The 11700-nt window shown below is 72.6% G+C and carries 14 protein-coding genes; 7 read left to right on the top strand and 7 right to left on the bottom strand.

Annotated elements, in window-relative coordinates:
- Positions 1–116 precede the first annotated feature (116 nt).
- Together ACWGR4_RS20515 and ACWGR4_RS20510 are read right to left on the bottom strand one after the other, a co-directional pair.
- Positions 117–329 (bottom strand): hypothetical protein, encoded by a 213-nt coding sequence (locus ACWGR4_RS20515; RefSeq protein WP_452134074.1) that lies wholly within the window; start codon positions 327–329, stop codon positions 117–119.
- The gene (locus ACWGR4_RS20510) at positions 326–895 is read right to left on the bottom strand and encodes a carboxymuconolactone decarboxylase family protein (protein ID WP_452134075.1); all 570 of its coding nucleotides are present in this window, start codon (positions 893–895) and stop codon (positions 326–328) included. Before ACWGR4_RS20510 ends, ACWGR4_RS20515 begins: the two co-directional genes overlap by 4 nt.
- 118 nt (positions 896–1013) lie before the next feature.
- Between ACWGR4_RS20510 and ACWGR4_RS20505 the strand changes: the two genes are divergently transcribed.
- Positions 1014–1574 carry a TetR/AcrR family transcriptional regulator gene (locus tag ACWGR4_RS20505; protein ID WP_452134076.1) on the top strand — a complete coding sequence of 187 codons (561 nt, stop codon included), beginning with the start codon at positions 1014–1016 and terminating at the stop codon, positions 1572–1574.
- Between the two features lie 21 nt (positions 1575–1595).
- On the opposite strand, the gene ACWGR4_RS20500 is transcribed toward ACWGR4_RS20505, so the two are convergent.
- Both ACWGR4_RS20500 and ACWGR4_RS20495 read right to left on the bottom strand, forming a co-directional pair.
- Positions 1596–2195 (bottom strand): CatB-related O-acetyltransferase, encoded by a 600-nt coding sequence (locus ACWGR4_RS20500; protein WP_452134080.1) that lies wholly within the window; start codon positions 2193–2195, stop codon positions 1596–1598.
- Positions 2196–2315: 120 nt separating this feature from the next.
- Positions 2316–2996 carry an MSMEG_1061 family FMN-dependent PPOX-type flavoprotein gene (locus ACWGR4_RS20495; protein ID WP_452134077.1) on the bottom strand — a complete coding sequence of 227 codons (681 nt, stop codon included), beginning with the start codon at positions 2994–2996 and terminating at the stop codon, positions 2316–2318.
- A gap of 56 nt (positions 2997–3052) precedes the next feature.
- Between ACWGR4_RS20495 and ACWGR4_RS20490 the strand changes: the two genes are divergently transcribed.
- On the top strand, positions 3053–3823 hold the full coding sequence (locus tag ACWGR4_RS20490) for a helical backbone metal receptor (protein WP_452134078.1): 771 nt from the start codon (positions 3053–3055) through the stop codon (positions 3821–3823).
- A gap of 24 nt (positions 3824–3847) precedes the next feature.
- Here the strand turns inward: ACWGR4_RS20490 and ACWGR4_RS20485 are convergent, their stop codons facing one another.
- The 3 genes from ACWGR4_RS20485 to ACWGR4_RS20475 all read right to left on the bottom strand — a co-directional run bounded on the left by ACWGR4_RS20485 (position 3848) and on the right by ACWGR4_RS20475 (position 6626).
- Positions 3848–4282 (bottom strand): N-acetyltransferase family protein, encoded by a 435-nt coding sequence (locus tag ACWGR4_RS20485; RefSeq protein ID WP_452134079.1) that lies wholly within the window; start codon positions 4280–4282, stop codon positions 3848–3850.
- Between the two features lie 139 nt (positions 4283–4421).
- A complete protein-coding gene (locus ACWGR4_RS20480) occupies positions 4422–5792 on the bottom strand; it encodes an alkaline phosphatase (protein ID WP_380014816.1) in 1371 nt (456 codons plus the stop codon).
- Positions 5793–5972: 180 nt separating this feature from the next.
- Positions 5973–6626, bottom strand: coding sequence for a M15 family metallopeptidase (locus tag ACWGR4_RS20475; protein WP_452134098.1), 654 nt, complete (start codon positions 6624–6626; stop codon positions 5973–5975).
- Positions 6627–6841: 215 nt separating this feature from the next.
- Here ACWGR4_RS20475 and ACWGR4_RS20470 point away from each other — a divergent pair, with 215 nt between their 5' ends.
- The 5 genes from ACWGR4_RS20470 (at position 6842) to ACWGR4_RS20450 (ending at position 11676) form a co-directional block, all read left to right on the top strand.
- Positions 6842–7822, top strand: coding sequence for a zinc-binding dehydrogenase (locus ACWGR4_RS20470; protein ID WP_452134097.1), 981 nt, complete (start codon positions 6842–6844; stop codon positions 7820–7822).
- Between the two features lie 109 nt (positions 7823–7931).
- The gene (locus ACWGR4_RS20465) at positions 7932–9008 is read left to right on the top strand and encodes a WD40 repeat domain-containing protein (protein ID WP_452133014.1); all 1077 of its coding nucleotides are present in this window, start codon (positions 7932–7934) and stop codon (positions 9006–9008) included.
- Between the two features lie 269 nt (positions 9009–9277).
- Positions 9278–10063 (top strand): 3-oxoacyl-ACP reductase FabG, encoded by a 786-nt coding sequence (fabG, locus tag ACWGR4_RS20460; protein WP_380014828.1) that lies wholly within the window; start codon positions 9278–9280, stop codon positions 10061–10063.
- Positions 10064–10135: 72 nt separating this feature from the next.
- Entirely contained in the window at positions 10136–10588 is a 453-nt protein-coding gene (locus tag ACWGR4_RS20455; protein WP_380014831.1) for a MaoC family dehydratase, read from the top strand.
- 71 nt (positions 10589–10659) lie between these two features.
- A complete protein-coding gene (locus tag ACWGR4_RS20450; protein ID WP_452133015.1) occupies positions 10660–11676 on the top strand; it encodes an NADP-dependent oxidoreductase in 1017 nt (338 codons plus the stop codon).
- The last annotated feature ends 24 nt before the right edge of the window (positions 11677–11700 follow it).

Below are 11700 nucleotides of genomic sequence, written 5' to 3'. Positions count from 1 at the left end.
CTCTAACCGTTCTGGTCTATCCCCACCCCCCACCACCCCCCCCGCGTGCCTTGGTGTTGGCGGGGGGCCCGGGGGGGGCCCCCCCCCCCGCCCCCCCCCGCCCCCCCCCCCACCGCTCAGCCCGCCGGCTCCTCCCGGTAGGTGATCAGCCGTACCGCCGGCGCGGAGACGACCTGGACGACGCCGGTGTCGGGGATGTCGAGGTGGGCGAAGCCGCCCTCGATCGCGACGCGCGCGGTCGAGACGGAGGTGGTGGGTATGCCGTCGGCGCCCCGTACCGGGTAGCCGTCGACGAGTTCGACGGACGCGGTGTGCCAGGTGCGGGTCACGCGGTCACCTCCGGGAAGTCCAGCTCGGGCCGAGCCAGGTGGTTGTAGTAGTTGGACAGCGTGTTCAGCGCGATGTGCGCGACGATCTCGGCCTCCTCGGCCTCGGTGACCCCGGCCGCGCGGGCTTTGGACCGGTGCTCCTCGCCGACTCGGCCCCGGGTGCGGACGATCCGCCGGGCCAGGGTCAGTACGGCGTCGGCGTGCGGATCCGCGTCGTGCGCGTCCCGGGTCTGCCGCAGTTCGTCCTCGGTCAGGCCCATCAGGCCGCCCCGATAGGTGTGCGCGCTGACGCAGTAGGTGCACTCGTTCTCCTGCGCGATCAGCAGCGCCAACTGCTCCCGCAGGCGGGCCCGCAGGACACCTCGGGTGAGCCGGTCGCGCATCGCGAGGTAACCCTCCAGCGCGGCCGGGCCGCTCGCGAGGGCCGCGTACAGGTTCGGCACCCGGCCGAGCTGCTTTTCGACCCTTGCCAGCAGGTCGGCATGCGCGTCGGTCGCCCCGGGCGACGAAGGCGCGGGCGCGGGTGCCGGTGTGTGTGCGGGTGTGGGTGTGGGTGTGGACGACATGCGAACCCCCGTTGCTCTCTCGCTTCGATGTGCCGCCAAAAAACGGTACCGATCGGTGCCGTTTTGCAGACGGTACTGATCGGTACCGTTTCCGGTCAAGAGGGGTTAGGATCCGAACGTGCCCGTCAAAGCCCGAGACCGTCTGCTCGCCACCGCCGAGGAACTTTTCTACGCCGAGGGGATCCGCGCCGTCGGCGTCGAGCGCATCCTGGCCGAATCCGGCGTCGGCCGGGCGTCGTTGTATCGGCACTTCCCGAGCAAGGACGACCTCGTCGTCGCCGTCCTGGAGGCCCGCGATCGGCGCTGGCGGGCCTGGCTGGCGGAGCGGGTCGAGGCGCTGGGTTGCGGCCCGGTGGCCGTGTTCGACGCGCTCGCCGAGCGGTTCGCGCGCAACGATTTCCGGGGGTGTGCGTTCATCAACACGATGGTCGAGTCCGCCGACCCCGACGGTTCGGCGCACCGCGTCGCGGCCGACCACAAGGAGCGGGTGGTGGCCTACCTGGAACAGCTCCTGACCGCCGCACAGGTCTCGGAACCGGTCCTCCTGGCCCGGGAGTTCGCGCTGCTCATGGACGGCGCGATCGTCACCGCGCTGCGCGAGCGCACCCCCGCCCCGGCGGTCCGGGCCCGTCGGATCGCCCAGGCGCTGCTGGCGGCCGACGGGGCCGGGGCCGGGTAGGGGCGCCGGTCGAGCCTTCGGTTACGGTGCGACCGCCGCCAAGTCGGCGACCGTGCCGGACACGATGGTCCGGACATGCCGGGTGATGTGTTCGATCGGCCAGTCCCACCACGCCAGTTCGAGCAGGCGCGCGACGTCCTCCGGGCTGTACCGGGTACGGATCGGCTTCGCCGGATTGCCGCCGACGATCGTGTAGTCGGGGACGTCGTCCACCACCACGGCACCGGAGGCGACGATCGCGCCGTGTCCGATCCGGACCCCGGGCATCACCATGGCCCGATAGCCGAACCAGACGTCGTTGCCGACCACCGTGTCGCCCCGACCCGGCAGGCCGGAGATCAGGTCGAAGTGGTCGGCCCAGGACCCGCCCATGATCGGGAACGGGAAGGTCGAGGGCCCGTCCATCCGGTGGTTGGCCCCGTTCATCACGAACCGCACACCCTCGCCCAGCGCGCAGAACTTCCCGATCACCAGCCGCTCCGGCCCGTAGTGGTAGAGCACGTTGCGGGTCTCGAACGTGGTGGGATCGTCCGGGTCGTCGTAGTAGGAGAAGTCCCCGACCTCGATCAGCGGCGAAGTCACCAGCGGCTTGAGCAGGACCACGCGCGACTGCCCCGGCATCGGGTGCAGCACGGTGGGATCGGCGGGCGTCTGGGCGTCCACGGCGTACTCCAAGGGTGGATCGGCCGGCCGACGGGAGGCCGGGGGAACGGGATTCGGCACCTCGGGCGTGGCCGCCGGCTACTCGTACCGGTACTTCAACGAGTCCTCCTCCGCCTGCCGGACGGCCTCGATGGTCAATCCGGGCATGCGCAACTGGGCCAGCGTCACCTCGGCCGAACTCGGCTGGGCGTCGGCCGGCAACCAACCGTCCGGCTTCCAGGCCGAACTGCGCAACAGCGCCTTGGGGCAGTGCGGGTACACCTCGTCCAGCTCGACGACGAGTGCGCTGACCGGCGGTTTGCCCACCGGCGTGACTTGCGCCAGCAACTCGGGCCGCGCGGACACGCACGCGCGGCCGTTGGCGCGAAGTGTGGTGGTGCGCCCGGGAATCACGAACAGCAGACCGACCCGGCCGGTCGCCACCACGTTGTGCAGCGTGTCGAGGCGCTTGTTGCCGGTGGCGTCGGGGATGACCAGGGTGCGGTCGTCGAGCACGGTGACGAAACCGGCCGGGCCGCCGCGCGGGGTGACATCGCAGCGGCCTGCCGCGTCGGTGCTGGCGACGAAGACCAACGACGCGCAGCCGACCAGCGCGCGGGTCTTCTCGGTGAGCCGGTCCATCTCCTTGGCCGCGGCGGCCGCGCCCGGATGCTCGTACAGCTCGCGCAGGCCCGTGACGTCGGATATCGCGTCCGCGCTCAACGCATCGAACAGGCTGGGACCGCTCTTTGCGATGGGATTCTCAATGCTGGTGATCATGCCGCCACCCTAGGCGCTGCTCCCGAACCGGCCGTCGGTCCCCGTAGGGTCGAGGCATGCGTGACGATCTCGATCTGCCCGTGCCGGTGCCCGACGAGGTGCGGCGGGTGGTCTCGCTGGTGCCCTCGCTCACCGAGGCGGTCGCGATGAGCGCGCCCGGCCTGCTGGTCGGCGCCACCGACTGGTGCACGCATCCCGCCGACCTGGACGTGATCCGGATCCGGGGCACCAAGAATCCGGACCTGGACGCCATCGGCGCCCTCGCCCCGGATCTGGTCCTGGCCAACGAGGAGGAGAACCGCCCGGCCGACCTGGCCGCGCTGCGGGCGGCCGGAATCGCCGTGTGGGTCACCCGGGTTCGCGGCCTGGACGAGGCCTTCATCGCGCTGGAGCGCATGCTCGTGCTCGGCTGCCGACTGCCGGCGCCGCCCTGGCTCGCCGCGTGCCGAGCCGCGTGGGCGGGACTGCCGGCGGCCCCGCCGCGTCGGGCGATCGTCCCGGTGTGGCGGCGGCCGTGGATGGTCGCCGGCCGGGACACCTTCGCCGCCGACGTGCTGACCCGATTCGGCCTGACGAACGTGTTCGCGCGGCACGCGGAACGTTGGCCGAAGGTCTCCCTCGACGAACTCCGTGCCGCCGAGCCCGACGTGGTGGTGCTCCCGGACGAGCCCTACCGGTTCACCGCCGAGGACGGCCCGGAGGCGTTCCCCGGCCTTCCGGTCGCACTGGTCGACGGGCGCCATCTCACCTGGTACGGCCCGTCGTTGGCGGCGGCCCCCGCGGTGCTCGCCGGGCAACTGGCCGCCGCCGGCCGGTTCGACGGGTAACCCGGGACGCGCTCGCGACGCGGCTCAGAGGTTGATCTGATACAGCACGAATCCGCGGTTCAGCGCCACCCGGTCGTAGAGCCGGCGGGCGGTGGTGTTGTCCCGGTGGGTCGACCAGTACACCCGGGAACACTCGTGTTCGCGAGCCCACTCGGTCACCGCGCCGATCAGTGCGCGGGCCACACCCCGACCGCGGGCCTCGGGCGCGGTGAACAGATCCTGGAGGTAGCAGACGTCGGGCGCGGTGGTACTCGCGTGCACCAGGAAGTGCGTGATGCCGACCAGCTTCCCGTCCACCTTGGCACCCAGCGCGTGCATCCGGGTGTCCTCGCGAAACGCGCTCCAGGCGCGGTCGAACATCTCGGGGGCGAGGGTGCGTTCGTAGAAGGTGTTGTACCCCTCGAACAGGGCCTGCCAGTCGGCTCGATCCGCCGGGGTCAGCCTGCCGATGTCGACCATGCGCCACCTCTTCCTGTCGATGCGTCGGAAGATCGAAACGTTATCGGGGGCGCACGGGCACGAACGCGGCGCGGCCCGCAGGCGGGAGAGCCTGCGGGCCGCGCGCTGTCACATCCGTTCCTGTCGGTGGCGCCGCGCGTCAGCGCAGTCGCAGTGCCGCCCGGAACGTGTTGAACAGTTCCGTCTGGTCTGTCACGCCGAGCACGCGGAACGCCTGCGGGCCCTGGGCCGCGATGCGCACCTCGGTGCCGGTGTGCTCCTGCGACTTGCCGGGGGTGTTGGTCGAATAGTTGACCTTGAGCTGCACACCCTCGTTGGTGACCAGCGTCGAGGACAGACCCGGAGGGGTGGCGTCCAGCGGCACGATCTGGCTGGTGTGCGCGTGGTCCGCAGTGGTCACCACGAGCGTGTCGGGGTGCTTGGCCGCGTACTCGCGGGCGAGCTTGACCGCCTGGTCGAACGCGACGGTCTCGCCGATCTGACCGCACGGGTCGGCGGCGTGGTCCTGCTTGTCGATCGAGGCACCCTCGACCTGGAGGAAGAAGCCCTTGCCGCGGTCGTGGCCGCGGCCGGACTGCTTGGCCTCCAGCAGCTCGATCGCCTTGGCGGTCTGCTGCACCAGGGTCGGCGTGCCGGCCGGGCGGTTCGGGTTCGAGGTGACGCAGCGCTGCGGCTCGGTACCGCCGACCGCGGCGGCCTTGCCGGTCCACTCGACCGGAACGTTGACCGGGGCGAACAGGCCGAGCACCGGCTTGCCGGCCCGCGCGGCCTTGAGCGAGTCGGCGTCGGTGGCGATCTGGTAGCCCGACTCCTGCGCCTGCTGGAGCACGGTCTTGCCCGCGAACGGGCCCTGCGTGATGGTCTGGTCGAAGCGGGCCTTGCCGCCGCCGAGCAGCACGTCGAACTTGCCCGCGACGCTCTGCTCGGCGATCGAGCCGGGGCCGCCGGCGGCGATCGTGTCGGTCGGGCACTTGGCCATGTCCGCCGGGCCCTGGCAGCTGCGGTCCGTGGCGTGCGCCTGGAGGACCGCCGGGGTGGCGTCGGTCAGCTCGGCCGTGGTGACGCTGCCCGTGGCGTAGCCGTTCTTCTTGGCCAGCTCCAGGATCGTCGGCAGCGCCTTGTTGGTGTCCGGGGTCTTGGAGATGCGGCCGTTGACCGTTTTTTGCCCCGTCGCCCACCCGGTGCCGCTCGCGGCCGAGTCGGTGACGTAGTCCGGGCGCTTGTCCTTGTCGACGGCGTACGTGGTGTACGCGCCGGTGAGCGGGAACCCGTCCATGTTCAGTCGACCGGCCGCGCCGACCGAGTAGTTCCGGGCCAAGGTGATCTCGGAGTCGCCCATCCCGTCACCGAGCAGCATGATGACGTTCTTGGCCTGACCGTCCTTGATCGCGTGCCGGGCTTGATCCGCCTGACCGAACGCCGACGCCGCGCTGGGCACGGCGACGCCGGCGGCCAACACGGCGGCTGCCCCCCACGCGAGATGACGACGGGACAAACGCAGATCCGGCATTTTTCCTCCTTCGAGGTCGACGCGTTGCCGACGATGCCGAGTCCATCAGCCCGGGGGGAACCAAGGGGCGAAGAACAGATGACGTGTCGCGTACACCCGAATGTCCGTTCCCATGTCCGAACCGCGCATTCCGACCGAAGTGGCGGGATACGTTCGCGCTTCGGGTCCGGCGGGGGTGGGTCAGGGTAGTTCGTGGGGGCCGTAGAGGGCGGCTTCGGTGTTGGTGAGCAGGGCCCAGTAGCGGTCGCCGTAGGACCAGTGCCACCACTCGGTCGGGTAGTTGACCAGGCCGGCCTCGGTCAGGGCGGTGCTCAGGATGGCGCGGTGGGCGCGGGCCTGCGGGGTGATGTTCTCGGCGGCGGTGTAGCACGCGCCGGCGCTTTCCTCGGGGCTCGCGTTCATCGGGGTGCCCAGGTCGAGTTCGCGGCCGGTCGGGTCGACGAGGGTCACGTCGACCGCGGCGCCGGCGCTGTGCGGGGCGATCTCGGGCGGGGAGACGTACCGGCTGGCCGCGACGTGGACACGGTCGGCGTCCCAGTCGGGGTGCGCGGCGCGCAGTTCGGCGGCGTACTCCTCGAAGTATCGACGTTGCAGCGCCGGCGGCCGGTATCCCTCGACGAACAGCAGGCGCAGCCCGTCGGGCAGCGCCGCCTGCGCCCTGATCAGCCGGTCGAGCACGCCGACGCGCAGGAAGGTGTACGCGGCGGCCCACTCCGCCTGGCGCGGATCCACCGGCAACGACCCGTCCGCGCGCACATCCACCAGCGGCTCGCCACGATCGCGGACGGGGATGGCGGCCACGAGCGGGTCGGACATCAAGATGATCTGATCCATATGAAGATCATCTCTTGGCGGTGGCGACCCTGTGCACGGCGTCCACGCCTGTCGGCGTCGGCGCGACCCGCCCGCCGCGCCCCGGGTGCGCCCTCGGGTGTGCTTCACGGGCGAGTTGACCTCAAGTCGGCTTCATCTTTCATGGTGGCTTCCGTACGCGGCGCACGACGGTCCTTCGGACCGTGGGCGCCCACTTCGAACTCGGGAGTCACCCCATGCGCGCGATCCGACTGCATACGTTCGGCCCGGCCGAGAATCTGCGGTTCGAAGAGGTTCCGGACCCTCGGGTCGGCGAGGGGCAGGTGCGCATCGACGTCGAGGTCGCCGGTGTGCATCTGATCGAGGCCCGGCTGCGGCGCGGGGAGACGGTCGGCCCGCACCGGCCGCCGGTGTTGCCGACCACCCCCGGCGGCGAGGTGGCCGGCGTGGTCGGGGCGGTGGGGCCCGGGGTGGCCGCACAGTGGCTGGGCCGTCGGGTCGTGGCGCAGCTCGGCGACGGCGGCGGGTACGCCGAGCGGGCGGTCGCCGACCTGGCCGCGCTGCACCCGATCCCCGACGGCCTGGGTGCGGCCGAGGCGGTCGCGGCGATCACCACCGGCACCACCGCGCAGGGCGTGCTCGGAGTGGCCCGGATCGACGCCCGGGACGTGGTGTTGGTGATGTCCGCCGCCGGCGGCCTGGGCAGCCTGTTCGCCCGGGCCGCGCGGGCCGCCGGGGCGCTCGTGGTGGGGGTCGCGGGCGGCCCGGCGAAGGTGGCCAAGGTACGTGCGCTGGGCGCCCACATCGCGGTGGACTACCGCGACGCGGACTGGCCCGAGCGGGTACGGGCCGCGTCGGCCGGCCGCGAACCCACCGCCGTGCTCGACGGCGTCGGCGGCGCCCTCGGCCGGCAGGCCCTCGAACTCCTGGGCCCCGGCGGCCGGTTCCTCCTGTACGGCTGGGCCGCGGGCGAGCCGACCGAGATCACCACGCGCGACCTGGTCGAGCGGCAACTGACCGCGACGTGGGCGATCGGGCCGAACATGGTCCCGGCGGGCGGTTGGCCGGAATTGACCGCCCGCGCCCTGAACGCCGCCGCCGACGGCACGATGGTGCCGACCATCACCGCCTTCCCGTTGGCCGAGGCCGCGGCCGCGCACGCCGCACTGGAATCCCGCGCGACGGACGGCAAGGTGGTGTTGACGGTCGGGGCCTGAGCGCCGCGGTTCCGGTCGCGGTCACACCCCGTCGGTGGCGCCGGTTTCCGGCCCGCGCAGCGGGCCGGAGGCCGTGCACGTGGCGGGTGCCGATGGGCACAATGGTGACATGTCCAACGTTGCGCAGGGCGATATTTCTTGGCTCGCGACGATCGACGACGACACGTCGGCGACCTCCCCTCCGGCCGACCGCGAACCGCCTTCGCGCTGGCGGCCGGACTGGGTGACGGGCCCCTGGGCGGCGACCGACCCGCCGGCGCGGACGACCGGCCGGGCCGACGGCGGGCCCGAGGGGGTGTGGATCTGCGACCTGCTCCCCGAACGATCCGCCGGCGAACCCCTGGTCGGGCACGACGCACGGGTGGCCGCGGTGACGACCGCGCTGGTCGGCGGCCGGCCGGTGGTGGTCGCCGGGACGGCCGGGTGGGGCGCCACGGTACGGGTGTTCGACCTGGACCGCGGCCGCCAGGTGTGCCGGCCCCTGGTCGGCCGGACCGCGTGGGTGGGCGCCGCGCGGGCCACCGTGGCCGGCCGCCCGGTGGCGGTCACCGGGGATTCGGCCGGTGTACGGGTGTGGGACCCGGCCACGGGTCTGCCGATCGGCGAACCGCTGATCGGATCGGTGCGGGCGGTGGCGACGGCCGAACTGGACGGGCGTCCGGTGGCGATCGTGGGCCCCGAGACGGCCCGGAACGGCGACGCGGACAACGCGGTACGGGTGATCGACCTGGCCACCGGCGCCGAGTTCGGCGCACCGCTGACCGGACACTCCTGCGCGGTGACGGACGTGGCCACCGCCGTCGTGCACGGCCGCCCGGTCGCGGTCACCGGCAGCCGGCAGGCGGCGCGGGTCTGGGACCTGGTCACCCGCGAGCCGATCGGCGCACCACTCGCCGCCGACGTCTGCGCCGTTGCGACCGGCCTACTCGCCGGCCGCCCGATCGTGGTCGTCGGGGGCTCCACGGGCGCGACCGCCGCGACGGCCCCGATCGACGAGACCGCCCCGACGGCCCCGACCGCCCCGACCGAGGAGCGCGGCACGGTACAGGTCTGGGACCTGACCACCCACACCCCCATCGGCCCCCGCCTCCTGTTCCCCCTCCCGGTCGGCGCTCTGACCGTGGCCCCCGGCGGCCGTGTCGTCGTCGCCTTCGGCCGAGAACTCGCGGTACTGCGCCACGGTTGACATCCCCCGGCCCCGGCCCGCGCCTCCCGGCGCCCGCACCCCCGGCGCCTGTTCGACCCGAACGAGTTCGTGGCGCGCTCTAGCCTTGATACCGACCGGTCGGTACCGTTACCGCACAGCAGAATCCCGCTACTCCACGCTCCGAGACCCGCGAGCATCGCCCGGTCGGCGCCTTCGCCCGGACGGGCGCGGGTCGCCCAAGGGGCGGTCGGAAGCGCCGTATTCGCCGGCCCTCCCGTGCCGGCGACGACCCGGAGGACCCCGCACCCATGACCGAGAACACCCCCGCGACCGCGACCTCGACCACCCCGCGCGTGGCCATCGTCACCGGCGCCGCGCGCGGCATCGGCGCGGCCACCGCCCGCCGACTCGCCGCCGAGGGCAGGGCCGTGGCCGTGCTCGACCTGGACGAGGCCGCCTGTGCCGACACGGTCGCCGCGATCGTCGCAGCCGGCGGCACGGCGCTCGCGGTCGGCGCCGACGTCACCGTCGGCGACCAGGTGGACGCCGCCGTCGCGCGCGTGGCCGACACCCTCGGCGCGCCGACCGTGCTGGTCAACAACGCCGGCGTGATCCGGGACAACCTGCTGTTCAAGATGTCCGACAGCGACTGGGACACGGTCATCGATGTACACCTGCGCGGCGCGTTCCTGATGAGCCGCGCGGTCCAGGCGCACATGACCGCCGCCGGCTGGGGCCGGATCGTCAACCTCTCCAGCTCGTCCGCGCTGGGCAACCGGGGGCAGGCCAACTACTCGGCGGCCAAGGCCGGACTCCAGGGCTTCACCAAGACCCTCGCCTTCGAACTGGGCAAGTTCGGGGTGACCGCCAACGCGGTGGCGCCGGGCTTCATCGTCACCGACATGACCGCGGCCACCGCGGCCCGCGTCGGCATGGAGTTCGAGGCGTTCCAGGAGGCCGCGGCCGCGCAGATCCCGGTCCGCCGGGTCGGCCGCCCCGAGGACATCGCCAACACCATCGCGTTCCTGACCGGCGAGGACGCGGGCTTCGTCTCGGGCCAGGTGATCTACGTCGCCGGCGGCCCGCTCTGCTGACCGCGGGGCACACCACCCAGGCGCCCGGGCCGGCCACCCCCGGCCCGGGTCCATCCCGAAGGAGCATCCACCATGCGTGTGTTCGAGAACGTCGACGAGGTGTTCGCGGCCAAGGGCGAACCACTGGGTACCGGTGACTGGTTGACCGTCGACCAGGAACGTATCGACACCTTCGCCGACGCGACCGGCGACCATCAGTGGATCCACGTCGACCCCGAACGGGCCAAGGAGGGCCCCTTCGGCACCACCATTGCGCACGGCTATCTCACCCTGTCGCTGATCCCCGTCCTGGCCGCCGACCTGTTCACCGTGCGCGAGGTGCGGATGGGCGTCAACTACGGCTCGGACAAGGTGCGTTTCCCGGCCCCGGTGCCCGTCGGCGCGCGGATCCGCGACCACGCCGTCCTGGTCGACGCGGTACGGACCGCGCAGGGCGTGCGGCTGACGGTGCGGCACACCATCGAGATCGAGGGCGTCGCAAAGCCGGCGTGCGTCGCGGACACGCTCTCCCTGCTCGTCCCCTGACCGTCCGGCATCCGTACCGCGCACGAGGTCCCGTCCGACCGCCCGCCCACGACCAAGGAGTTGCGTCCCGTATGACCACGCCCGCCGCCACGAACCGTCAGATCCGGCTGGCCGCGCGCCCGTCCGGCCTGCCCGTGCCCACCGACTGGGAGCCGACCACCGAACCGGTGGCCGAACCGGCCGACGGGCGCCTCCTGGTCGAGGTCTCGCACATCTCGCTCGACCCGGCGATGCGCGGCTGGATGAACGACGTGCGCTCGTACATCCCGCCGGTGCGGATCGGCGAGGTGATGCGCGCCGGCGGCATCGGCCGCGTGCTCGCCTCGCGGCATCCGGACTTCGCGGTCGGGGACCACGTGTTCGGCCGGTTCGGCGTGCAGGAGTACGCGGAGACCGACGGCGAGGGGGTGCGTCGGGTGGACCTGGGCATCGCCCCGCCCGAGACCCATCTGGGCGTCCTCGGCACCACCGGACTGACCGCGTACTTCGGCCTGTTCGACATCGGCCGTCCGCAGCCGGGGCAGACCGTACTCGTGTCCGGCGCGGCCGGTGCGGTGGGCAGCGTGGTCGGCCAGCTGGCCACGTTGAAGGGCTGCCGGGCGGTGGGCATCGCCGGCGGGCCGGACAAGTGCCGCACGCTGACCGAGGAGTTCGGCTTCGACGCGGCCGTCGACTACAAGAACGACGACGTGCCCGCCGCGCTGCGCAAGCACTGCCCCGACGGCGTGGACGTGTTCTTCGACAACGTCGGCGGCACGATCCTGGACGCCGCGCTGACCCGGCTGGCCCGGGGCGCGCGGGTGATCGTGTGCGGCGCGATCTCCCAGTACAACAACACCGAACCCGGCCCGGGGCCCAGCAACTACCTTTCCCTGCTGGTCAATCGGGCGTCGATGACCGGCATGGTGGTCTTCGACTACGCCGACCGCTACCCCGAGGCGACGGCGGAGCTGGCCGGGTGGCTCGCGGACGGCCGACTCCGCGCGCGCGAGGACGTGGTCGAGGGCGACGTCACGGCCTTCCCGGAGACCCTGCTGCGCCTGTTCACCGGGGCGAACACGGGCAAGCTGGTACTGCGCATCCGCTGATTGGTCGGTCGTCGTCGGCGCCGC

It is taken from the genome of Embleya sp. NPDC055664, from assembly GCF_053618075.1.
Note: the sequence above shows the minus strand (reverse complement) of the source record. Positions and strands in the feature narration are given on the sequence as shown.